Annotated in this window: 21 protein-coding genes and 3 pseudogenes; 10 read left to right on the top strand and 14 right to left on the bottom strand. The window is 55.5% G+C overall.

Going from position 1 to position 22,052, the window contains the following annotated elements:
- Positions 1-124: 124 nt before the first annotated feature.
- The 5 genes and pseudogenes from AC1DIJ_RS15205 to AC1DIJ_RS15185 form a co-directional block, all read right to left on the bottom strand.
- A complete protein-coding gene (locus AC1DIJ_RS15205) occupies positions 125-925 on the bottom strand; it encodes a sulfurtransferase (protein ID WP_112389337.1) in 801 nt (266 codons plus the stop codon).
- A gap of 34 nt (positions 926-959) precedes the next feature.
- A pseudogene (gene chrA, locus AC1DIJ_RS15200) lies at positions 960-2,167 on the bottom strand (chromate efflux transporter).
- Positions 2,168-2,559: 392 nt separating this feature from the next.
- Positions 2,560-2,970: a nuclear transport factor 2 family protein gene (locus AC1DIJ_RS15195; RefSeq protein ID WP_112389338.1), complete on the bottom strand. Its 411-nt coding sequence runs from the start codon at positions 2,968-2,970 to the stop codon at positions 2,560-2,562.
- A gap of 57 nt (positions 2,971-3,027) precedes the next feature.
- On the bottom strand, positions 3,028-4,041 hold the full coding sequence (locus AC1DIJ_RS15190) for an aldo/keto reductase (RefSeq protein WP_112389339.1): 1,014 nt from the start codon (positions 4,039-4,041) through the stop codon (positions 3,028-3,030).
- 43 nt (positions 4,042-4,084) lie between these two features.
- Positions 4,085-5,299 carry an MFS transporter gene (locus AC1DIJ_RS15185; RefSeq protein ID WP_112389340.1) on the bottom strand — a complete coding sequence of 405 codons (1,215 nt, stop codon included), beginning with the start codon at positions 5,297-5,299 and terminating at the stop codon, positions 4,085-4,087.
- Positions 5,300-5,392: 93 nt separating this feature from the next.
- On the opposite strand from AC1DIJ_RS15185, the gene AC1DIJ_RS15180 reads away from it, so the two are divergent.
- The 3 genes from AC1DIJ_RS15180 to AC1DIJ_RS15170 all read left to right on the top strand — a co-directional run bounded on the left by AC1DIJ_RS15180 (position 5,393) and on the right by AC1DIJ_RS15170 (position 8,921).
- Entirely contained in the window at positions 5,393-6,310 is a 918-nt protein-coding gene (locus AC1DIJ_RS15180) for a LysR family transcriptional regulator (RefSeq protein ID WP_112389341.1), read from the top strand.
- A 94-nt stretch (positions 6,311-6,404) separates the two neighbouring features.
- On the top strand, positions 6,405-7,343 hold the full coding sequence (locus AC1DIJ_RS15175; protein ID WP_112389342.1) for an alpha/beta fold hydrolase: 939 nt from the start codon (positions 6,405-6,407) through the stop codon (positions 7,341-7,343).
- 12 nt (positions 7,344-7,355) lie between these two features.
- A complete protein-coding gene (locus AC1DIJ_RS15170; RefSeq protein WP_310295257.1) occupies positions 7,356-8,921 on the top strand; it encodes an aldehyde dehydrogenase (NADP(+)) in 1,566 nt (521 codons plus the stop codon).
- Between the two features lie 426 nt (positions 8,922-9,347).
- On the opposite strand, the gene AC1DIJ_RS15165 is transcribed toward AC1DIJ_RS15170, so the two are convergent.
- Entirely contained in the window at positions 9,348-9,911 is a 564-nt protein-coding gene (locus AC1DIJ_RS15165; RefSeq protein ID WP_112389536.1) for a TetR/AcrR family transcriptional regulator, read from the bottom strand.
- A gap of 80 nt (positions 9,912-9,991) precedes the next feature.
- Between AC1DIJ_RS15165 and AC1DIJ_RS15160 the strand changes: the two genes are divergently transcribed.
- Positions 9,992-10,816 (top strand): oxidoreductase, encoded by an 825-nt coding sequence (locus tag AC1DIJ_RS15160; RefSeq protein ID WP_112389343.1) that lies wholly within the window; start codon positions 9,992-9,994, stop codon positions 10,814-10,816.
- A 161-nt stretch (positions 10,817-10,977) separates the two neighbouring features.
- On the opposite strand, the gene AC1DIJ_RS15155 is transcribed toward AC1DIJ_RS15160, so the two are convergent.
- Positions 10,978-12,135, bottom strand: coding sequence for a porin (locus AC1DIJ_RS15155; RefSeq protein ID WP_112389344.1), 1,158 nt, complete (start codon positions 12,133-12,135; stop codon positions 10,978-10,980).
- Positions 12,136-12,543: 408 nt separating this feature from the next.
- Here AC1DIJ_RS15155 and AC1DIJ_RS15150 point away from each other — a divergent pair, with 408 nt between their 5' ends.
- Positions 12,544-12,963: an RrF2 family transcriptional regulator gene (locus tag AC1DIJ_RS15150; RefSeq protein ID WP_112389537.1), complete on the top strand. Its 420-nt coding sequence runs from the start codon at positions 12,544-12,546 to the stop codon at positions 12,961-12,963.
- A 122-nt stretch (positions 12,964-13,085) separates the two neighbouring features.
- Positions 13,086-14,369: an L-fucose:H+ symporter permease gene (gene fucP, locus AC1DIJ_RS15145; RefSeq protein WP_112389345.1), complete on the top strand. Its 1,284-nt coding sequence runs from the start codon at positions 13,086-13,088 to the stop codon at positions 14,367-14,369.
- A gap of 83 nt (positions 14,370-14,452) precedes the next feature.
- Here the strand turns inward: fucP and AC1DIJ_RS15140 are convergent, their stop codons facing one another.
- The 5 genes from AC1DIJ_RS15140 to AC1DIJ_RS15120 all read right to left on the bottom strand — a co-directional run bounded on the left by AC1DIJ_RS15140 (position 14,453) and on the right by AC1DIJ_RS15120 (position 18,921).
- Positions 14,453-14,917 carry a winged helix-turn-helix transcriptional regulator gene (locus AC1DIJ_RS15140; protein WP_112389346.1) on the bottom strand — a complete coding sequence of 155 codons (465 nt, stop codon included), beginning with the start codon at positions 14,915-14,917 and terminating at the stop codon, positions 14,453-14,455.
- A gap of 60 nt (positions 14,918-14,977) precedes the next feature.
- Positions 14,978-16,237 carry a glycerate kinase type-2 family protein gene (locus AC1DIJ_RS15135; protein ID WP_112389538.1) on the bottom strand — a complete coding sequence of 420 codons (1,260 nt, stop codon included), beginning with the start codon at positions 16,235-16,237 and terminating at the stop codon, positions 14,978-14,980.
- A 100-nt stretch (positions 16,238-16,337) separates the two neighbouring features.
- Complete coding sequence (locus AC1DIJ_RS15130) at positions 16,338-17,183, bottom strand: alpha/beta fold hydrolase (protein ID WP_162706040.1); 846 nt, start codon at positions 17,181-17,183, stop codon at positions 16,338-16,340.
- 57 nt (positions 17,184-17,240) lie between these two features.
- The gene (locus AC1DIJ_RS15125) at positions 17,241-18,137 is read right to left on the bottom strand and encodes an alpha/beta fold hydrolase (RefSeq protein ID WP_112389348.1); all 897 of its coding nucleotides are present in this window, start codon (positions 18,135-18,137) and stop codon (positions 17,241-17,243) included.
- 31 nt (positions 18,138-18,168) lie between these two features.
- A complete protein-coding gene (locus AC1DIJ_RS15120) occupies positions 18,169-18,921 on the bottom strand; it encodes an SDR family oxidoreductase (RefSeq protein ID WP_112389349.1) in 753 nt (250 codons plus the stop codon).
- A gap of 668 nt (positions 18,922-19,589) precedes the next feature.
- On the opposite strand from AC1DIJ_RS15120, the gene AC1DIJ_RS15115 reads away from it, so the two are divergent.
- From AC1DIJ_RS15115 to AC1DIJ_RS15100, 4 genes and pseudogenes are all read left to right on the top strand, one after another.
- Entirely contained in the window at positions 19,590-19,820 is a 231-nt protein-coding gene (locus tag AC1DIJ_RS15115) for a helix-turn-helix transcriptional regulator (RefSeq protein ID WP_112389350.1), read from the top strand.
- Positions 19,821-19,911: 91 nt separating this feature from the next.
- Entirely contained in the window at positions 19,912-20,307 is a 396-nt protein-coding gene (locus tag AC1DIJ_RS15110) for a HipA N-terminal domain-containing protein (RefSeq protein ID WP_405049610.1), read from the top strand.
- Positions 20,308-20,562: pseudogene (locus AC1DIJ_RS15105) on the top strand (HipA domain-containing protein); the annotation flags it as partial. It lies immediately after the preceding gene.
- Between the two features lie 119 nt (positions 20,563-20,681).
- Positions 20,682-21,092: a HipA domain-containing protein gene (locus AC1DIJ_RS15100; RefSeq protein WP_477831445.1), complete on the top strand. Its 411-nt coding sequence runs from the start codon at positions 20,682-20,684 to the stop codon at positions 21,090-21,092.
- Here the strand turns inward: AC1DIJ_RS15100 and AC1DIJ_RS15095 are convergent.
- Positions 21,089-21,313: pseudogene (locus AC1DIJ_RS15095) on the bottom strand (hypothetical protein); the annotation flags it as partial. The gene AC1DIJ_RS15100 and the pseudogene AC1DIJ_RS15095 sit on opposite strands and share 4 nt — an antisense overlap.
- A gap of 88 nt (positions 21,314-21,401) precedes the next feature.
- Entirely contained in the window at positions 21,402-21,683 is a 282-nt protein-coding gene (locus AC1DIJ_RS15090; protein ID WP_112389351.1) for a hypothetical protein, read from the bottom strand.
- Positions 21,684-22,052 lie beyond the last annotated feature (369 nt).

Genomic DNA, 22,052 nt, shown 5'->3' with positions numbered 1-22,052 from the left:
CGCGATCTCCTAAAAATTTATCGTCGGCAGCTGCGCATCGGGCAGCGCTCTAAATAGATAGATGTGCAATTACACATATGCAAGTGCCCAGGTCCGTTTACTCCGCCTGCTCGCGAAAGCACTTTCAATCTTTTGTGACAACCGGACAGCTATCGTCCTTGGCCCAGTCGGCGAAGCTTAGGTAGTAAGCTCGAACGTCTTCATAGCCAGCCCTCGCCGCTACCGCGGCGGCTAGGGCCGCGCGGCCGCCACCGTCGCAGTGTGTGACAACATGGTCACCGAATTGGAAGCCCGCTTCGGTAAGGAGATCACGCAACTCAGCGGGAGGTTTGATCCACCCGTCCACTAGAAAGCTGGAATGGGAAAGGAGCCGCGCTCCAGGCAGATGACCACCGCGCGTGTTTTTGCGTAGGTCATTTCCGTAAAATTCGGCTCGGGTTCGAGCGTCGAGGATTCGTTTGTCCTCGCTGAGGCCGATCCTCAATGCATGGCGGTCGACTAGTCCAACAGGCCCTGCGCCAGGCCGGGCTTCAAATGGGGGCTTGTTGCCGACAAACGCCGGAACCTCCGCGGGGAAGCAGCTGGACGTTAGAGCGGGCCAGCCACCATTGAGAAGGAATGCGCTTGCACCGAAATATTGAAGAATGAACCAAACTCGGGCCGCCTCGGTCATGCGCCCGTCATCATAAATGGCAACAGTCGATTTGTTGTGGATTCCAAGTTGCGTGATCTCATCCGCCCAATAGCTGACATTGTCGAGCGAAGTCTCTTCCTCTTTGGCTGCCGCCTCCCACCTTTCGACGGGAACGCGCACGGCCGAAGGGTAATGAGACGCTTCGAATGCTTCTTGGTCGCGTACATCTAGCAATTGAATGAAACCGGCGGCACCGAGTGCCGTCGGCTCAAGGATAGGATCAAGTGACATTTCAGTTCCTCGTTGGCGCTGCTCTCTATCGCTCCTAGACTGCGACGATCAAAATACCGCCTGCGGCTGCAACAGCCACAATCATCCGGGCGCTGCCTTCCAGACCGCTAGAAGCACGAAGCAACTAAGCGCGAGGGCGAAATGGTGCGGACCTAAAATTGCCGTTGTGAAGACCGGATCGTAGAATGCCGCACCAAGGATGCCGACCACGGCAGCATTTGCGCCTGTCATTGCCGCCCTCACACCTTCGTATCTTCGTAAGTCGTCCCAAAATGGGAGGACGCCTAGAAGGACCATAAAGCCCGGTAAAAAGATCGCCATCAAAGCGATTGTTGCGCTCGTGAGCCTATTGGTCTCAGGCTCAATTACAGCTCCTAGATATGCGGCGAAGGTGAACAACGGACCAGGCACTGCTTGCGCGGCCCCGTATCCGGCTAGAACCTGATCCTGGGTTGCCCATCCTGACCGGACAACTTCCGTCTCCAGTAGCGGCAGGACCACATGCCCACCGCCGAATACCAGAGAACCAGATCTAAAGAAGGAACTGAAAACTGTAAAACCCTGCGAGCCGAGCGCGGAAGCGAGCAAAGGCAACCCAGCGAGCATTACGAAGAAAAGGACGAGTATCGCCCCTCCCGACGTGCGCGAGATCTGAAACTGTAGATGAGAATCGTGCGCCTGCTGTCTGTCCTGGCATCGTAGGTACCCAGATCCAGCACCAAATACGATCGCAAGCACTTGGCCGAACGAGCTAGGGCCAAATACAACGATCAGCACCGAGCCGAGGGCAATGGTTGCCCGCGGACGATCGGGGCAAAGATTTCGCGCCATACCCCAGACCGCGTGCGCCACAATCCCGACGGCCGCGATCTTCAAACCGACGATTACTCCACCCCCAATCGCCCCAGAAAACTGCGGGGCGCTGTATGCGAATAAATAGATCAAAATCGCCGATGGGAGCGTGAATGCCACCCATGCCAACAGGGCACCAAGGGGCCCACCACGAGCGAGTCCCAATGCGAAGCCAACCTGGCTCGATGTTGGACCGGGCAAAAACTGGCAGAGCGCGACCAGATTTGCATAGCTGCGCTCATCGAGCCAATCGCGCCGCGTGACGAACTCGTCACGAAAATATCCCAGGTGTGCGATTGGGCCTCCAAAGGCGGACAATCCCAATTTTATAAATGCGGCGAAAACCTCACGGGCTGTTCCGCTATATCGTGAAAGTTGTTTTTCTGCCATCGCCGTGGTTAACAGTGTACTTATTTATTGTTTTTGCAGTTGGCCCCAAGCGAGACGCATTGCGGCCCATTCACGGATCGCTTCTACGCGCATCCGAAAACAACACATTGTCCCCGTCCCTCTCGGGAGACCCTTAAGAGTTAACCCCGGGAGATGTGAGTTAAATGACGATCTCGGAGCGAAATCATTAGCCGATCCTCAGACTGACCCCGTAATCTCCCAAGAAAGCTTCTTGGGAGATTGATAGCAGTCGTCCGGTCTATCGTATTGCACAGTGTCGCTCAGCCCCGGCGACATGATGTTGCGCTCCAGACCCAAAGCTCAGCGGCTAGGGCAATAGCAAGGCCGAGAACCGGTGAGCATTTCCAATGAGCTCGGCTCCGACTGGTCCCTCAAATCCCGTTGCCGTTTTCCGAAAACGTATTGCCAAACATTGGCAGCCCGCTCTTTGATTCTTGTACCGTCGCCTCGTCCTGAAGCATGTCCCAATGCTCGGCGAGGACGCCGTCTTCCATCCGAACTATGTCAGCGGCGATCCATGCCGCCGATCTCCCAGTGTTGGAAAAGCGCCCATGAACGATGACATAGTCGCCCTCAGCGACAGCCAGTTGGTATTCCCACCTAAGGTCCTTGGGCGCCGCGCGGACTAGATCGAAGAGCCCCTCGCGGCCGGGAGCGATGTGAGCACTGTGTTGGAGGTAGTTTGGCGACCAATACTTGAGCGCTGTGTCGTAGTCACGCTTATTGAAAAGGGTTTCGAACGCCTCGAGCACGAGAGCTTTGTTCTTCGCTTGATCTGTCATGTTTTATTTCCAACTTTCAGAAGCTACGGTTTTGAACTGTTTCAATAAATTGCGAACTCAAGCGACGTGAACAGCAGGCGCATCAACACGACCGGCGACACCCTGCAACGCCTCCCTTTCATCGTTGAGCATTCCATGTGAGACTTTATCCAGCTTGCTGATCTGCTCGTCATTGAGGATGAGTTCAAGACTGCGCAGATTGCTCTTGAGTTGATCAAGTGTTCGGGGACCGACCATCGGGATACCGCCCTTTGTTGCGACCCATGCGATCGCAATTTTGTCCGGTGTCGTTTCCAACTCAGACGCCATCTCAAGGAGAACATCTACCACGGCGGCCTTTTCCGCCGAGTTTTCCGCGCGAAATGCTCTTCCACCGAGCCCTAGTTCACGGCCGCCTTCACCCTTACGATATTTGCCCGTTAACATCCCCCCAGCCAGTGGTGAGTAAGTGACGATGCCCATGCCAAGAGCGGCGGCAGCAGGGAACAGTTCACGCTCCGGCGAGCGGTGAACGAGACTGTGTTCAACTTGAATTCCCGCAATCTTTGCCGCACGGCCAAGCTCCGCGAGGGTGGCCGCTCGAGTAACACGCCAGGCAGGAAAATTTGAAAGGCCGCCGTATAAGATCTTTCCGGCGCGAGCTAGGTCATCGAACCCGCGCACAATCTCCTCGCTCGGCGTGACGCCGTCCGCGTAGTGGGCCCAATATATATCGATCCTGTCTGTCTTGAGGCGTCTGAGGCTAGCTTCAACGGACGAGACCATTGATTTCCTACTGTTCCCTGTTCTCAGCGTCCCAAGTCCTTTCTGGTCGCCGAGCGTGAACTTAGAGGTGAGGAGGAAGTCTTCGCGTCGGCCAGTAAGAAGATCGCCAAGGATCTCCTCAGATTGTCCGAACTGGTAAAAATCAGCGGTATCAAGGAAATTCCCGCCAACATCGGCATAGGCGTTGAATATCTTGGAGGCTTCCTCGCGGTCGCTTCCGTAGCCCCAACCGGTGCCGAAGTTCCCGGTTCCGAGAACCAACTCCGAAACACGTAGACCAGTGCTGCCAAATACTTTCGTTTTCAAGTTCTATCCCTTCAATTTTTGATGCGTTTATATCGGCCGACCGCTACCTGTTCCGCATCCCCAAGAGCAATGCCAATGCCCCGAGTGCCGCGCCCGCGAGGCACGTAAGGGACCAACCTCCGTAGGACCAAAGAAATCCCGATGCCGCAGAACCGGCTGCTCCACCCAAGAAAAAGATCCCAACAAACAAGCCATTAATACGGCCTCTCGCCTCGGGTTTAAGATGGTTGATTGCGTGGCGGCCGATAGTCTGATCACCCGTAACACCCACATCCAAAAGGACCGCGCTCAAACCCAAGAGCCCGAGAGAAAGAAGTTGCAAGCCGGAAGGGGCTGCTCCTGCCCAGGCGGCGACTAGGAAGCCCAAGATCATCAGGAAATGGGAGGTAACGGTCACCGTTTTTGACAGGCCTTTGTCTGCCATTCTTCCGAACACGGGCGTGACGGCAGCTCCACCCGCTCCGACGAGCGCAAAGAGCCCCACTCCATCACCTGAGAGGCCGAACGAAGGCGATTGCAGGATGGTAGCGACGGATGTCCAGAAGAGGTTGAATGCCGCCATCACTATCGCAGCACTGATCGCCCGGCTACGCAACACGGGCTGCGTCGCCAGAAGGTGGAACAGCGACTTGATTAGTCCGACATAACCGAGGTCTCTCTCGGGAACGCGTCTCGGCAGCTTGATCGCGAGCAAGAGTGTAAGCACAGCCGTCACTGTCGCGCTTGCGACGTAAAATGCTCGCCATCCCCAAACGTCTTCGAGGAAGCTTGCGGCGGGACGAGCGAGAAGGATACCTACCATCAACCCGCCCATGACGTCGCCGATGACTCGTCCACGCTTCTCTGGCGCGGCCATCGAGGCTGCGATGGGCACCAAGATCTGAATAGCAGAACATGACGCCCCCAAAACGAAAAGAAGGGGAAAGAGAGCAACCACTGTATCGACAGATGCTATGAGAGCGGCCGTTGTGCCCGCAACAGAAAGCATCACAAGGACGAGTGTCCGGTTCTCGTGGAGATCGGCAAGCGGTACCAGGAGAAACAGACCCGCCGAGTAGCCGAGCAAGGTCACCATAGCAACGAAGCCGCTATATGAGCCGCTCATTTCAAAATTCTCGGCAATGGCCGGGAGCATTGTCTGCGGCGCAAACAGATTGGTCACCATGATGCCGACGGCCAGCGCAAACAGCGCCACCGGTACACGTTGTAAAGCAATGCCCCGACTGCCATCGTCCAGAACTTCGTCTATCGCGCTCATCACAATTCACCCCTATAGAAACAACCAGGATTTACCGCGTGTAGACATTATGCTACAAATCAATAACTCCGATAATCTTCATAGATTTTTTGCATGAACATTCGTGATCTCGAGGCACTTGTTGCCGTCATTGAAACTGGGTCCGTTGGCTCAGCTGCCATTCGTCTCAACCTCACGCAACCAGCGCTCACACGCAGGATTCAGCTTCTTGAGGAAACGCTCGGCGCTGCCTTGCTTGATCGCGCATCCAAACCGCACAAGGCTACATCTGATGGCCTTCGCGTGTATGACTACGCTAGGCAGATCCTCCGAGGGGTGCGCGATCTTCGCGTAGATCTGACTGGCCCTCCCGGCGACGTCCAAGGAGAATTCACGATAGGTATTATGCCGCATCTGGCCGATGAGGCCGTGACCACACCGATTGCTAAGGTTCGATCGGAATTTCCCAACCTCAAGATCAAGCTAACATCGGACTGGTCCCCTGCCCTGCAGAGCAGGGTCGCTAGCGGCGATCTAGACTTGGCAATATACTGCCTTGCCGACGGAGAAACGCCCGCTCAGGGCATCTCAACGGTCGACCTCGGCAGATCGGAGGTCGCTTTGGTGGCTTCCCCTGCTCTCCGTGTCCCTCAACAAGCCACGATCCTGGAGCTCTCTCGGTTTCCGTGGGTTTTGAACAATGACGGGTGTGGCTTTAGGAATTACATCGGCCATACCTTCGAAAGCGCACGCTTGCCGTTCAACGTAGCGATAGAAGTTCTAAGTGCGGACATTAAAATGTCCCTTGTCGCTGCAGGTCATGGGATCGGCATTGTTGCACCTGCTGGCCTTGATCAATGTCGTTGGCGAGATCAGATTAAGGTCATCGAAACGCCAGACTTCAGGCCGGCGGTTCGTGTTTGGGCAGCTAGCAGCGAAAGCCCGTCAAGGCTTGCGGCACCAGTGCGAACCTTTATCGAGGAAATGCAGGCACTGCCGGGCCAGGGCCAGGTGGGCGTTCTTGCCGCATAGCACTCACGAAATCGAGCTTGAAAAGCGAACCTAGATTGTTGCATTAGGGGCATATGCCCTTTTATAAACATGAACATTGATCAAAGAGTTAGCCATGAAGAATTCGAACAACCTCCGGATCATATCACTAACAGCTCTTATGTTCTCCACGCTTTGCGGGATTACACGAGCAGCTGACATCGGCTACCACACAGAGGAAGTCGCGGGTCTCCAAGTGTTTTATCGCGAGGCCGGCCCTAAAGATAAGCTTACGATCGTGCTACTGCACGGCTTCCCTTCATCGTCACATATGTTCCGCGATCTAATTCCGGAACTGACGAGCGAGTTTCACGTGATTGCACCGGATTACCCGGGAATGGGGCAGAGCCAGGCACCTGCTGCGGGTAACAATGTCACCTTTGACAGTGAGTCGATTGCCATCGAACAGCTGCTCGATAAGCTCGGAGTAAAAAAAGCGATCTTCTACATGCAGGATTTCGGCGGCCCGATCGGCATGCGCATCGCCACTCGTCATCCAGACATGGTCGAAGGATTAATCTTCCAGAACATTGCGATCACAGAAGACGGATGGGATCCAGCACGCCTCAAGGTCGTGAAGTCGAACAAGGGGCCCGAAACACCGGACAAGAGGGCTGCGGCCGAATCTCGTGTTTCGATGAAAACCGATCTCACGCTCTACCAGCACGGCGCCGCAAACGCGTCGGCACTCAACCCAGATGCTTGGACGAACGATGCCTTTGCGATTGCCAATCCAGAATCGCGTCGCGTTATGACCGATCTCCAACTCGACATCGCGTCGAATCTCGAACTCTACCCGGCGTGGGCGAGATATCTCGCTGATCAGAAGCCCAAGACGCTGGTGGTTTGGGGCGACAACGATCCGATTTTCACTCCGCATGCGGCGGACGCTATTGGTGCGCTCGCACCCGGCTCTCAAGTGCAGCATTACAACTCCGGCCATTTTGCATTGGAGGAAGTGCATTCCGACGTGGCGGCCCGGATAATCAATCTGTTCTCCGGCACGAAGCGCTAGTCAGAAGTCGCGATGACCAACACAGATATCGCGGATGAGGTCAAAATGTTAATTGGTCAAAACATCATCGGTTCCTCGCCTCTGCTTGGGCAAGGAAAGCTGTTTAACGCGGTGAATGCATTTACTGGCGTTGATTTACCGACCCAGTTTCGGTCGGCGACATTCGCCGATGTCGAAGAAGCGACGCGTTTGGCTTGGGAAGCCTACGCCGCTTTTCGCGATACCGACTCCGGGCATAGGGCTCTGTTCCTTGGGAACATTGCAGACGAGATCGAGCAGTCCGGTGATGAGCTGATATCAATGGCCGAGGCCGAGACAGGGCTATCCAAATCGCGATTAAGTGCTGAGCGAGCAAGAACTGTGAAGCAGCTCCGGCTCTTCGCTCAAGAGGTTGCCGTAGGCAACCATTTGGGACTTCGCCTCGACGCGGCTGATCCAGACAGACGACCCATATCCAAGCCGGAGCTTCGACTTCGAAATATCGGTGTCGGACCGGTCGTTGTCTTCGGCGCGTCGAATTTCCCCTTCGCGATGTCTGTGGCAGGTGGCGACACTGCGTCTGCGTTCGCAGCCGGGTGTCCAGTGATCGTTAAAGCCCACTCCGCGCATCCAGGTACTTCTGAATTTGTGGGGAAAGCGGTGTCGCGAGCCGTTCGCAAATCTCAAATGCCGCCGGGCATATTCTCGATGCTGTTCGACGCTGGATTCGAGATTGGCCAGGCGCTGGTCAATGATCCTCGAATTCAAGCCGTGGGCTTCACAGGCTCTCGTCGGGGCGGACTGGCTTTGCTCGACATCGCGGCCAAAAGAAAACGGCCGATACCGGTGTACGCGGAAATGAGCAGCATCAATCCGGTCATCCTTCTACCCGCTGCTCTCGAAAACAGGGGCGTCGATATTGGAAAGGCCTTTGCCCGTTCACTTACGTTGGGAGCTGGCCAATTTTGCACAAACCCCGGGCTGATCCTGGCAATGGAGGGCCCTGGCCTGGCCAAATTCCGAAAGGGTGCCATAGAGGCTATTCATTCGTCGCCCGCCCAAACAATGCTAACGCCAGGAATTTTGCATGCCTACAGAGCAGGTGTCACGAAGCTTGCCGAACACTGGCGCGTTGATCAGCTCGTCCGCGGGAGCGAGGGCAGAGACAACGAAGCTACTCCGGCGCTATTTGAGACGGACGCTGACGCTCTCATGCGTTATCCAGAGCTGCAGGATGAAGTGTTCGGAGCCGCGGGCTTGATCGTCAGGTGCAGCAACATGAACGAACTCTTAGATTCGTTGGTTCGCCTAGAGGGCCAGCTCACCGTATCCCTTCATGTTGATCAGGCTGACTATGAAGCCGCGACCGAGATCATTCCCTCAATCGAGAGCCTAGCGGGCCGCTTGATAGTCAACGACTTCGCGACCGGCGTTGAGGTTTCTCACGCGATGGTTCACGGCGGACCGTACCCAGCAACGTCCGACGGGCGCGCCACATCAGTCGGCACTCTTGCAATTAATCGGTTTCTGCGGCCGGTCTCTTACCAGGACTTTCCTTCAGAACTGCTCCCTCGGCCTTTTACGGCCGGGCCCGCCTAGACAAGCATTAAGCCACTCCGAAACAAGGACACGCTATGACTTACAAAGCCCACCAAGCGTTCATCAGTGCGATACTCTTAGCCACGCTGACAGCATGCGCGTCTACCGCTGACGACAGCCGGCAAATTAGAGTTACATCAATACCTTCCGGTCTTCCTGTGACCACGGATGTTGGCTTAACCTGCGCCGCGACCCCTTGTCAGATCAGCGTCCCTGCTCTGGGCGCGGTGCGTGTAAGTACAGAGACTGTAGGACACACCAAGTCGGTCATCGTCCCGGGGCGTCGGATTGGCAGCAGAGGTAAAGAGCTTCAAACGGTCGTTCTCGACTTGCGTTGACGCCCTGTAAATCGTGTGACGAGCTAAAATTTTAGACTCGGACTAGGTACCTCCTAACGTCAATAGTTATTGCTCGCTCGTACGTCTGCTACCCGTTTAACAACAGGTCGGCTCCCGCGCGAGCCGACTCTAGCAGCATCTCCGCAAGCTCCTCTGACGGCACCGCTCTTGCAAGTTGGAGGGCACCGACTGCCATGCTGAAGACCGCGGCAGCCTTGATCATGCCGCTGTCGTTGCCGTTGATGCCATCGGCTAGCCGAGCCAGAATCTCCCTCAAGTGTTCCTCATAGGCCAGCCGAGTGGACTGCGGTTGGCGCGCGATTTCCGGCAGGAGGGCCGCAGATGGGCACCCATCCGCTGGATGATCGCGATGCGCGGTCGACAAATAGCGTGACAAGGCCGTTTTGAGGTTCGCATTGACAGAAGTGTCCGAGATCTCCTGTGCCTGTCGCTCCAGGGCGTCATTCAGGACTTCGCAGACTAAATCGTCCTTGGACGAAAAATGCGCATAAAATGCTCCGTTCGTCTTGTTAGCGTCGTGCATTATCCCGGCAATGCCGGAGGCGGCTATGCCATCTGCTCGAAAGCGGCGACTCGCAGCGGCTAAAATATCGGCACGGGATTGAGCTTTTTGATCTTTCACATATCGCATGACTCGAACCATAGCACACCGCTATTGTATTACGAACATAATATGTCATTATGATCGTAATACAAACAAGGAGTTTTTTCATGCGAAAGAAGCACGCGGTCGCGCTGGTAACAGGGGCATCGAGCGGAATTGGTCAAGCAACAGCACGCGCCCTCGCGGACCAAGGCTACGTCGTGTTCGGGACCACACGTGGTAATCCGGTAGGCGAGACCGATGGAATCACGATGATCACCTGCGATGTGACATCCGAGGACTCCGTGCGGGATGCGGTCGGATTCGTTATCGACACGGCAGGGCAAGTCGATCTCCTGGTGAACAACGCTGGCATTGGTATGCTAGGAGCACTTGAAGATTCATCCGTACGGCAGCATCAGGCCCTATTTGACGTCAATGTCTTTGGCGCGATCCGAATGATCAAGGCGGTCTTGCCAGCGATGCGGGCGCGAGAGAGTGGCCGCATCATCAACATCAGTTCCGTGCTCGGTTTCATTCCAGCGCCGTTCTCTGCCTCCTACGCTGCCTCTAAACATGCGTTGGAAGCGTACAGCCAATCGCTGGATCATGAGGTTCGTGGCAATGGTATTCGGGTACTGCTAATCGAACCTGCCTACACAAAGACCGCATTTGACACCAACATCGTACGCCCGGATGAACCCAAGCCAGAATACGCTGGTCCGCGAGCGGGAGCTGACAAACTCATCGAAGAAGCGCTAGTTAAGGGCGATGCGCCGGAAACAATCGCACGCGTTGTCCTAAAGGCCGCCTCCGCACGGTCTCCACAGCTCCGATATCCCGCAGGGAAGATTGCACGCCAACTAAACCTAGCCCGGAAGATCATACCCGAATCCATCCTTGATGGAATGCTGCGAAAGCAGATGAAGCTCGATCAGACTGTGGCTCAGTAGGCTGGTATCTCTCAGTGCAGTTCCACCGCGATCAATGTCCCTGACGAGCTGCGATCGCCTACAAAAGAAAAGAGGCCCGGAGGGAAGGCCGGGCCTCTTCGAGAGATCGGAGGTCAACCAGATCTCTGCTTGATGCGTGTCTCTAACCACGCACCAATTACTTAGAAGTCGCGCTGCAGGCGGAAGAAGCCTTCAACCCAGTCGGCGTCGCCCTTACCGTTAACGGTCTGGTTGCCGTAGTCTTCCTTGACGTAGGTAGCGGCAAGCTTTGCATTCAGGTTGTTGACGACTTCGTAGTCGAGCGTCACACCAGCGCGCCACATGTTGCCATCGTCCCAGCTGCCGTTGGAGTCGGTTACGATGTTGTCGGTGTACTGGGCAGCCGGCGTGATCGTGAACTTGTCGGTAGCCTTAAGAGCGTACTGAGCAACGACGGTCCACTCACCGATGTTGTAGTAGGCGTTACCGCCGTTGCCCGCATCGCCGAGGCCGCTAGACCAAACAACAGCGAGCTCTGCCTTACCCGGACCGACGTCTGCACCAACACGAGCCGTGACAGCGCCTTCCTGGTTGCCGCCATCATAGCCGCCGTAAACTGCCCAGGTAAAGTTGCCGAACTTGCCGCCGACGGTTGCGTCATAGCCGAGGGTGTTGCCCTTGGTCTCGGTGCCTGCGCGGAAAAGGCTGGTACGCTGGAAATTGTCGTCGGCGCCGTCATTGCCACCGAGTTCTTCCAGAGCGACACCCGCGTAGAAGTCGCCAGCGTCATACTGATAACGGATCGCGTTGAAGTTGGTGACGTTTGCCATTGCGTCGGTTTCACCCGAGAAGTCGTCATCCCACCAGTTCACGAACTTACCGACTCGCAGACCTGCGATGTCAATGTAAGCTTCATCGATTTTTGCGCCGCTAAGATTGCTACCGAGATCGGTCGAAGCTTCTGTGCTGATGCCATTTGTGCTGACATTCGACGGACGATTGTTAGCTTCGAGAACAATACGGCTCTGCAGGGTGCCGTACTCCGAGTCGCTCTTGGCGTCGAACCAGACCTTGGCGCGGGTGCGCGAACCCCAGTCTTCGTTGTTGTTGTCGTCGTAACCGTCACCGGCTCCGAAGCTGGTGTCAAAACGCAGATAACCGCCGATCTTGAGGCAGGTTTCCGTACCCGGGATATAGAAGTAACCCGTGCCGTATGCGTCGCAAACGCGTACGTATTCGACAGCTTCCGGCTCAGCAGCGACGATCGCGTCGGCGGCGTATGCGCCGGTCATGGAGGTCATTGCGGCAGCAGAGCCGAGTAGAATAGACCGTATGTTCATAGCAGTTCCTTTATCAATAGGGCGCAGAGCATCGCGCCGAGAAATCAGCGTTAACCCATCCCAGTTGTTTACGATTCCCCTCAGGGAAGGAGCGGCAACCCGCGCAGTGTTGAATTGCACATGATTGGAACTGTATCAAGCGAAGGAACAGTCACAGCAACATGGTTGCATACGGGTGTTGCCGCAATGCAACAAATTTTCACATGACGTTATCAAGCCGTTAACTGTACAAATCCCGGCTCCAATCCACGATTATCCGACTGGCTTGTTCGCCTGCCGGTCAGCGCCAGACCACCACCTTGGGATTGCTAACTCCCGTATGGACTCCAAGCATGATGACTGACATGCTTGGAGAAAATCATTCCAGGTTTGGGGTTTAAGGTGCCACAGGATCTTCGTTTAACACGTATGCTGCACGTGCTTGTCCACATGGGCGTCAGCGACCAACGGGTAACGTCCGTCACGATCGCAAAGATGCTCGGAACGAGTCCTCCAGCAGTTCGTCGGACCATGGGGTCCCTGCGCGAACACGGGATCGTCTCTTCAGAGGACGGTAAAAATGGTGGATGGAGGCTGAGGAAGGAATTGCGCGATCTCACTGTGCTAGATGTACAGCGAGCGCTTCAGAACGGTCCGTTGCTAACCAAGCCGCCTTTTCAGGATCATCCCGATGACGGCATAGAGACGAGTGCGTACCGCGTTGTCGCAGCAGCATACGAGGCGGCTGAGAGTGAATTAAAAGACGCATTTGAAGCCGTACGCCTTTCGGACATCGCTCTGGATTCTGTTCGGCAGTCAGAGCCACGGCGCGGAATCACGAGTCGTTAGGGCATTGGCCATCCCTCTCAACCCCTCATTTCTTGGGGTCGCCTCGAATAGTAATACAATTATCTATCTCAAGCGCGATCGCGTGTCACCCGGTCGCTTCACGATCCTTTGAAAGCTTCACAATGTCATCAATAACATCTCCATCGTCAGCCTCCCGGGCTGCTGCAACGACGGCGCATTCAAACTACACAACCCCGCTCATCGCCCTGACAACTCTATTTTTTATGTGGGGTTTCATTACCTGCCTAAACGACATTCTCATCCCGCATCTGAAGAGCGTGTTTCAACTCAGCTACACCCAATCGATGCTCATCCAGCTTTGCTTCTTTGGAGCGTATTCGATAATCTCATTACCTGCTGGCGCTCTCGTTAAGCGGATCTCTTACAAGTGGGGTATCGTGACAGGCCTTGCGATTGCCGCTGCTGGATGCGCTCTGTTTATTCCTGCGGCGGGATATCGCATTTATGCGCTTTTCCTTGGTGCTCTGTTCGTCCTCGCAACCGGAGTGACGATTCTCCAAGTTGCGGCAAACCCTTATGTCACCATTCTTGGAAAGCCCGAGACGGCAGCCAGTCGGCTCAACTTGACCCAAGCTTTCAATTCGCTGGGAACCACACTCGCCCCATTATTTGGTGCTTTTCTGATCCTTTCAGCAGCAACCGTCGCCGCAACAAATGCGACTCCTGAGCAGCTCGATGCAATCCGCGCCACGGAGGCGGCGGCGGTTAAGCTCCCGTACCTCATTTTGGCCGTCGCGTTCTTGATCCTTGAATGCGTGTTCGCTGCGCTCAAACTCCCTGTGGTCGAAGAAGATGAGCAGCAGGGTGAGCAACTACCAGGGAATTCCGCTTGGAGCTATCGACATCTAGTGTTGGGCGCCGTTGGCATTTTCGTCTACGTCGGCGCTGAGGTGAGCGTTGGCAGTTTCCTCGTGAACTTCCTAGCCGAGCCGTCGATTGCCAACCTTCCGGAAGCTGATGCCGCTCATTACGTATCCTATTTTTGGGGCGGCGCGATGATTGGTCGGTTCATTGGCTCCGCCGTAATGCGCTACGTCGATGACGGCAAGGCACTAGCTTTCAACGCCATCGTATCGGCCGTGTTACTATTGATAACGGTTACGACGACCGGGCATATAGCGATGTGGGCTGTCCTTGCTGTCGGGCTTTTCAATTCAATTATGTTCCCTACCATCTTCAGCTTGGCGCTTCACGGCCTTGGAAAGCATACGAGCCAAGGCTCCGGGATCCTGTGCCTTGCTATCGTGGGCGGCGCACTTCTGCCATTGGTTCAGGGCACCCTTGCCGACACGATCGGTATCCAGATGGCCTTCTTGATGCCCATCGCTTGCTATCTCTACATCTCATTTTATGGCGTAAAGGGGTCGCGACCGCGAGCTTCGTGAAAGCAGTACGAACCTGGTGGGGCGGCCGCAGCGCCGACCCACTCTCTCTCGTCGCCGCCAGAAGCGTTTGCCACTGGCTAATTCTAGACTGCTAGATCTGAGCGATGTAGGTCACGTTCTGAGTGCACGCTGTCCGCCTTCAGTTCATCCCCGCAATCGGAGCAAACGAATTTCGGAGTGAGCACTGAACCGCATGAGTGCCTGAACACAACGATGTTCTCGGGATCGTCGCGAGCAAACTTATCGCCCCAATCCCTGATCGCATGCAGAATGGAAAAAAGGTGAGCACCGGATTCGGATAGCCGATACATATATCGAACCGGCCTGTCTTCGTACTTGTCCTTTGAGATGACACCGAACACTTCCAACGATTTAAGTTTGGCCGCGAGAACATCCCGGGGCGCACCCGTATTTTTCACGATCTCATCGAATTTGCCTGATCCGAACGTTAACTCGCGGATTGCCAACAGCGACCATTTATCGCCGATGACTTTCAGAGCAGCATCGATGGAACATACCCGAGGATCTATTGGTCGTGGTTTGCGCATGAGCGATGCTTACACCACCCATAGTGGATTTGCAATCAAGACCCACTCTTGCTCATTAATCTATTTTATGATGAATGCTCTAAAATCGTTGACGTTTGTCCCTGTCGGCCCGGGCACGAACAAGTCGCCAATGGCTTCAAATGCGTTATAGCTGTCGTTCTTACCAAGAAGGCCCGTTGGGTCCAGCCCCGCTCCAACTATGCGGCCAACGGTCGTCCCGTCTGCGAAGGCGCCCGCGTTTATGCCAGATCCATCGATACCATCCGTGTCCGCGGCCAAGAGATGCACGTCGAGGCCTCGCAACGCTATTGCCGCCGCTAGCGCAAACTCAGTGTTGCGGCCCCCCAGCCCAGGATTTGGACCTAACGTTACAGTCGTCTCTCCTCCCGAAAACAGGATCACGGGACGCTCGAAAGGCTCGCCATGAGTGAGGACTTCTCTCGCGATTGATCCGTGCATCGACGCAATGTCGCGTGATTGCCCTTCAATAGCATCAGATAATATGACGGCTCGAAAGCCAGCGCTGATGGCCAGTTCCGACGCAGCCTTCAGCGAGATCCTCGCTGACGCAACGATATGATGTACATTTCTCGAGAATACACCGTCAGATGGTTTCGGAGCGTCTGCTGCGGGAGACCTTAGGTGTTCAAGCACCCGAGCGGGCAAGTTGAGTCTGTATTGCGCAGCGACATCGAGAGCATCGTGCCTGGTAGTTTCATCAGGAATTGTTGGACCGGTTGCTACAAGAGCGACGTCGTCGCCGGGGATATCCGATACGACGAAAGTGACAACACGAGCTTTCGTACTTGCAGCCAAGCGTCCTCCCTTGATGGATGACACGTGTTTGCGCACGATGTTCATTGCAGCGATTGGTGCTCCGGATGCAAGAAGGGTGCGGTTGACTTCCAATTCGTCGCTAAGACTCAATGAAGGCGGCGGCGCAGGCAAGAGAGCCGATCCTCCCCCAGATACAAGCGCGATCACCAGATCTTCCGGTGTGAGGTCCTTGATGACCTCCAGTAGCGCTCGGCCTGCCACTAACCCCGCACGATCGGGCACAGGGTGCGCAGCCTCCAAAATTTTGATGGATTTCGTTTCGCAGGCGAATCCGTACCTGGTAACAACAACACCAGTCAGAGGCCCGTCCCAGAGGAGTTCCAGCGCCCTTGCCATCTGCGCCGACGCCTTGCCAGCTCCGACCACAACGGTTCTACCTTTCGGTCGAGCGGGCAGATTCGCTTTCATCCCCAGCGACGGATCGGCAGCGAGGACGGCGGCGTTGAAGAGAGAGGTAAGAAGGGCCTTGCTATCTTGGAACATACACGGGATCTGGCGCTGGAGACTCTTAAAAATCTGCCGTGCACGCGGCACGGCAGGAGTGGCAGGGGCATCGATCGTGTCGATGCCCGTCATAGGCTTGCTAGGATGCGAAGAAGTCCGTGACCTTTCTTGCGAACTTTTCCGGATACTGGAACAAGAATGCGTGGCCGCTATCGCTGTAAAATGTCGTAACGGCGCCCTTTAGCTTTCTAGCCATCTCGAACGACTGGATCGACGGCTCCATGATGTCGTGCGATCCATTCGCGACCAAAACCGGTACCTCAATCTCGCTCAGGCGGGCCCATGCGGAATTCTGCCCGCTGTTCCAACCCTGGATCGCTTTTGCCTGTTGCTCCCACGATGCCTGCTTTACTGTGAGCACTTCCCCGGAGTCGTGATGAAAGAAGCGCGATAGAACCTGGCCAGCCGCAGCCTTCCCCGTCTCGGTATGCGAGAAGAAGATGTAGATAATGTCATCGACAGAGGGTTCTACCTTTTGTCGGATTTCGACCGATTTGGGATCTTCTGTCGGCCGCACGCTGGGCTCACCGGGACCAGAACCCGCAACGACGACCTTGTTCACAATGTCCGCGTGGTCCAACGCCAAGACCTGAGCGACAAAACCGCCCATAGACCAGCCCACAATGTCGACTTTGCCGTATTTCTGAGCACTGACGAAATCCGCGACGCCTTCGGCCATGGCGGCAATGGTGTCCGGAGCGACGCCATCGCTTGAGCCGATTCCGACGTTATCGAACACAATGACCCGCCTGTCTTTCGACAGTTCTTCGATGAGCGCGGGGTCCCAATCGTCAATCGTACCGCGGTAGCGCTGCAGCAAAATAATCGGCGTTCCGGTGGTCTCACCGATTTCCCGGTAGCCGTAGTTGGCCAACGCGCCTTGGACGTACTGTGTCCGCGCGGAATCCGCTTTGTATTTGGTCACGTTATTTCTCCTTCCATAGATTGCTCGAGACGTTCGTCGTCGTCGAGGACGACAGGCTTAGGCGGCGTGGCCTCCCGTGAAGCCCGCAAGCCATGATCTGATCTCGTAGTTTACTTTCTGAGGGGCATCCTGATGGACCCAATGGCCGGCATCGGGAATTGAAACGAAGCGATAGGATGGTTCAAACCACTCCCAGAGGGCGCTCAAATGCTTAATCGAAAAATAGGGGTCATCTAAGCCCCAAAGGATGAGCGTCGGAACCTTGTAGATAAAAGAAGAAGAGTCGTCCGGAGGCGGATTTCCATACGGAGGGCCCGGATAGTTCTTCTTGTAGTAACTCAGCATACCCTCGATAGGGGATGCCCTGAGATAGTCTCCGATATATTCTCTCCATTCCGGATCGCGAATATGGCGCACAATATGCTCCTCATCCTTTGGATCTCCGGGTTGGTATCGATGATATGCTTGCGTATATCGCGCGAGCTTCTGCTGCTCGCCATCGGCTTGCAGTAGAATGAGGAAAGGCTGGAGTACCGGAGAGTTTAAGAGTACCAGACTCTTAACTCTCTCCGGATGATAGAGGGCGAACGCCTGCAGAATGACACCACCCCAGTCATGGCCAATGACGTGTGCCGCACTTACCTGCAGGTGATCGAGCAATTCGACGATATCGCTAACTAGTTCACTTAGCGAATACCGATCGACATCTCGCGGTACAGAACTTGGCGGATAGCCGCGCATGGTCGGCACGTAAACCTTATAGTCTTTGGAAAATTCCGCGATCTGCTTATGATAGGTAAACGAGTTATCTGGGAAGCCGTGTAGGAAGATTAGTGGCTCCCCTGCTCCATATGACTCGCAATGGATCATGACGTCGCCATTAATGAATGACGCGTCGATACAGTTGAATTCGCTTATCGATAACAGAGCGGACGGTTCGTGATCGCCTGGCATGCATTCCTCCTCCTAAGACGCGCGCGCTTGGTCAGGCGAAAACCATGCCCCCGTCCGGAATTTTCGTTTGCCCGGTCATGTAGTCGGATTTCGACGACGCGAGAAACGAGACGGTATTACCAACATCCTGCGGTGACTGCAGGCGTCCAAGTGGGATGCTGGCGACCAACGAGGTCTGGATTTCCTTGGCGGTATCCCAAAGTGCCGTGTCAACGACACCAGGAGCATATGAGTTCACTGTGATGCCGTGCGCCGCCCATTCCTGTGCCGCTGCCTGTGTTAGGCCCCGAACGGCAAATTTGCTGGAAGAATAGGCAGCAAATCCGCCGGCGGCGCGATGAGCCACCTGCGAAGCAGCACCAATGATTTTTCCACCGGTACCCTGCTTGATAAACTGCCGCGCGGCAGCCTGATAGGTGAGGAAAACTCCCCGAACATTGATCTCGAACATTCGGTCCCAAGCTTCCGGTGAGAGGTCAAGCAATGACTCGACGCGTGCGATACCAGCGTTAGCGACCGCGACGCTCAAATTGCCCAGATGATCAACCGCATCTTGGAAAGCCTTGGCTATCTGCGAGGCCTGAGTTACGTCGGCTAGAACAACTGCGCTCTTGCGGCCCAATGCTCGAATCTCGCTCGCCACGGCCTCAGCCTTTTCACCTGACTTGGAGATATCGTTGATCGCAATGTCAAAGCCGTCTGCAGCAAGCTGCAACGCGATGGCTCTGCCAATACCTTGGCCAGCTCCAGTTACCAACGCAACGCGATTTTGAGTTTCTGACATAGGTCCTCCTAGACCAGATCTGGAATGAGTTTTCTTGTGGCTTTCCATCCATAGCATGTGGATTGGTTTTTCCAACCCACTAACGAAAGATCCTAGGGCCTGATCGTGCATAAGAGCCGATTGATTGTATCAACGTGATGGAAATCACATCGACCCGCCGAGTGCGTCGGTTCCACTGGAACCGTTGGAATGTATGGCAACTTGATGCAGTACATTATCCTGTCGGATCGGCGGCCGCGGCTCAGGTATACGCGGGTCAGAGGTGGGCTATTTGCAAATTGTATTGCTTGAGGGACGCATTTGCTGCAGGCGCGATGCGTCAGTTCAGAGCCGTCAGACAGCGACGAGCATTAGAGCGAGAAACGAATTCGCCCGGAGCCGATTCCCTCGGATGGGCCGCCCAAGGAGCTTCAAATAAGCGAATACATTTCGGGGCAATAGGCTGCCAACTGAAGCAAAGCTCTACATGTGAGCTTTGATAGACGTTTTGCACACCGCGCCTCACACCCGGCGGGAGGATTATCGCCCAGGTCTGCTGAGGCAAATTCAGGCGAGGCAAACTATATTAGATGCGGATTAGCGGTTTACTGAGCCGAGAAGCGATAGCCGATACATCGCCGCCGAGCGGGCGGTCCTGTGTGAGGGGTGCTGACATCGGGAAAATGAAGATGGCAAAACAAGTTAGAAATACATCGGATATCGGCGCCCTGGTACGCAGCGCACGCAAGGAGCAAAACTTGCGGCAGGATGAGCTTGCCGGAGTTGCTGGCGTCGGTCTTCGCTTCATTGTCGATCTCGAAGCCGGCAAGCCAACGGCCCAGATTGGGAAGGTCTTGCAGGTTCTGCAAACGCTCGGCTGCTCCGTCGATATTCTGTCCCCTGGCGAGCGTAGGCAATGACGGCAAAAACTCTCAACGTTTGGTGGGATGGCAGCTTTGTCGGTCAGTTCACGCAAGACAGGCACGGCGACATTAGTTTCACCTATTCTCAATCACCTATTCTCAAGCTTGGCTTGATGACGAGAAAGCGCTTCCGCTTTCAGCATCACTCCCGAAGCGGCCAGAGCAATTCTCCCGCCGAGAATGCCACCCGTTCTTCGGCGGCCTTTTGCCCGAGGAGAGCCAACGCCAAGTCGCCGCCCAGGCATTGGGTGTTTCACCTGCGAACGACTTTGCGCTTCTCGACCGCTTAGGTGGTGACGTTGCAGGCGCTCTTCAGCTCCTGCCTGAAAATCAAAAGCCAATTGAGATAGCGCCGCTTGCAAAGCGACTGCCGACTCCCCTTGATGATGCAGGAATCGTTCGAGTTTTGGACGCACTTCCGATGCGACCTCTCCTGGCCGGCGAAGAAGGCTTGAGCCTGTCTTTGGCCGGTGCGCAATCCTAGGTGCCGATTGTTCTGATCGGCGAGCAGATAGCACTTCCGCTTCCCGGCCAGGCGACCACGCATATCCTGAAACCGCCTATCGCACGCTTCGAGGGAACAACCGAAAACGAAGCATTTGTGATGAGGCTCGCCGCCACCATCGGCCTCGATGTAGCCCCAGTGGAGCCAAGGTCTGTTGAGGGGCGTTCGTTTCTCTTGGTTGAAAGATATGACCGCGCGCCCGATGGACGCGGCGTGGTACATCGCATCCACCAGGAAGACTTCTGCCAAGCGCTCGGCGTGCCACCCGAAACGAAATATGCGAGCGAAGGCGGCCCACTTTCAAGGACTGCTTCGAGCTATTGCGACGAGTGTCGGCGCGCCCTGCAACTGATGTGCTTAAGCTACTGGACGCCGCGATCTTCAACCTGGTTGTCGGAAACGCCGACGCCCACGGCAAGAATTTCTCGATCCTCTACGACGATCAGGGACCAAGAATGGCCCCGTTGTACGATCTGCTTTCTACGATCGCCTATCCAGACCTTTCACCGAAAATGGCCATGAGGATCGGGAAACGTACCACGCTTGCCGAGATGGACGCTGTTGGATGGCAGACTTTTGCGAAGGAAGCTGGAGTTGGCTTACCTTTGGTGCGCCGCAGAATTACAGACTTGGTCGACTCCACCGCTGAAGCCGTAGCGAGAGTAGTGGAAGACATCTCAGACCTCTGCATCGATTCCGCTAGGATAAATCACTTTGCGGATCTGATCGCAGACCGCGCCAAACTCGTCAGGGTGTCGATTTAGCCGCTGTCTTCCACGTCGGGATCGGGCACAAGAATAGGCGAAGGCTTTCCGGACGACAGATCGGGATGCCGCGGCTCGTCTTCGGGTGCGCTTTCATCGCGGACGCGGTCGATTTCGCGAAGCACACGCGCGGCGGAGTCGCGAGAGCCGCCGTCCGCCGTCACAGCTAAGAGCTTCCGCCGACGTTCCGTCGCTGCAACGGGAAGCACGTCGAACGCACCGCGCCAGCAAGCGGCGGCCGCGGGTGTGACCGGACGAACTCAACAACGAGTTCACGAACCTCTGGCAGAAAGCTGCTGTGGAAAGGCCTCAGCTTTCGCCGCGTCTTTTGACCAGCGCGGCCTTAGCCTTGGCTATCGCCGATGCAATCCCAAGTGAACGCCAGTCGGCCTGTGCTTGGTCCCTCTCCCGGATATGCTCTAGGTACGCAGCACGAGCTTCCTTCATCGTGATGTGCCCATCTGCCCAATTCTCCAGAAGCTCAGCGAACCGAAGATCAGCATCGACTTGGATCCCCAGCGACTGCGCCCTTGCAAGTGCTTTATTGATCGTGACCCGTCGTCGATTTGAGACATCTCCTTCGTCGGTCATGATGTCCGATCTTCGTTCGTCTTATCGATGAGGCCAGCTTCTCTAATCAACTCTTGCCGCTCAACACCTTGGATAATAACGCGTGCGTGGTGCTCGCCGTCGGATTGGACGTCGAGGGCGATGCTGGGTTCCATTAAGATCTTTGCTAGCGCTTTACGGGAAGCGCGGACTTCGTCGTCAGCTTCAACGAGTATTGTCGCAGTCACGAGAAACGCGGGCAAGTTCACCTCTCAAAAATTGATTTCTACGATTATCAGATTCTCGACAACACATAGAGGGCGCCTGACGGCTTAACACTGCCTCGGTTCGGTTTAAAACGCGATTGTCAGATCTGTGCGCTCTTTCCATGCTAATCAGGCGCATTTGCAA

Source organism: Rhizobium sp. 10N427 (genome assembly GCF_056394605.1).
The sequence above is the reverse complement of the archived record's forward strand: the minus strand, read 5'-3'. Positions and strand labels throughout refer to the sequence as shown.

Coding starts and splice junctions, on each gene's coding strand:
- AC1DIJ_RS15175 (WP_112389342.1), top strand. CDS start 6,405: ATGAAGAATTCGAACAACCTCCGGATCATATCACTAACAGCTCTTATG.
- AC1DIJ_RS15120 (WP_112389349.1), bottom strand. CDS start 18,921: ATGTCAGAAACTCAAAATCGCGTTGCGTTGGTAACTGGAGCTGGCCAA.
- AC1DIJ_RS15160 (WP_112389343.1), top strand. CDS start 9,992: ATGCGAAAGAAGCACGCGGTCGCGCTGGTAACAGGGGCATCGAGCGGA.
- AC1DIJ_RS15185 (WP_112389340.1), bottom strand. CDS start 5,299: ATGAGCGCGATAGACGAAGTTCTGGACGATGGCAGTCGGGGCATTGCT.
- AC1DIJ_RS15165 (WP_112389536.1), bottom strand. CDS start 9,911: ATGCGATATGTGAAAGATCAAAAAGCTCAATCCCGTGCCGATATTTTA.
- AC1DIJ_RS15135 (WP_112389538.1), bottom strand. CDS start 16,237: ATGTTCCAAGATAGCAAGGCCCTTCTTACCTCTCTCTTCAACGCCGCC.
- AC1DIJ_RS15115 (WP_112389350.1), top strand. CDS start 19,590: ATGGCAAAACAAGTTAGAAATACATCGGATATCGGCGCCCTGGTACGC.
- AC1DIJ_RS15170 (WP_310295257.1), top strand. CDS start 7,356: ATGACCAACACAGATATCGCGGATGAGGTCAAAATGTTAATTGGTCAA.
- AC1DIJ_RS15150 (WP_112389537.1), top strand. CDS start 12,544: ATGCTGCACGTGCTTGTCCACATGGGCGTCAGCGACCAACGGGTAACG.
- fucP (WP_112389345.1), top strand. CDS start 13,086: ATGTCATCAATAACATCTCCATCGTCAGCCTCCCGGGCTGCTGCAACG.
- AC1DIJ_RS15090 (WP_112389351.1), bottom strand. CDS start 21,683: ATGACCGACGAAGGAGATGTCTCAAATCGACGACGGGTCACGATCAAT.
- AC1DIJ_RS15125 (WP_112389348.1), bottom strand. CDS start 18,137: ATGCCAGGCGATCACGAACCGTCCGCTCTGTTATCGATAAGCGAATTC.
- AC1DIJ_RS15155 (WP_112389344.1), bottom strand. CDS start 12,135: ATGAACATACGGTCTATTCTACTCGGCTCTGCTGCCGCAATGACCTCC.
- AC1DIJ_RS15180 (WP_112389341.1), top strand. CDS start 5,393: ATGAACATTCGTGATCTCGAGGCACTTGTTGCCGTCATTGAAACTGGG.
- AC1DIJ_RS15195 (WP_112389338.1), bottom strand. CDS start 2,970: ATGACAGATCAAGCGAAGAACAAAGCTCTCGTGCTCGAGGCGTTCGAA.
- AC1DIJ_RS15205 (WP_112389337.1), bottom strand. CDS start 925: ATGTCACTTGATCCTATCCTTGAGCCGACGGCACTCGGTGCCGCCGGT.
- AC1DIJ_RS15140 (WP_112389346.1), bottom strand. CDS start 14,917: ATGCGCAAACCACGACCAATAGATCCTCGGGTATGTTCCATCGATGCT.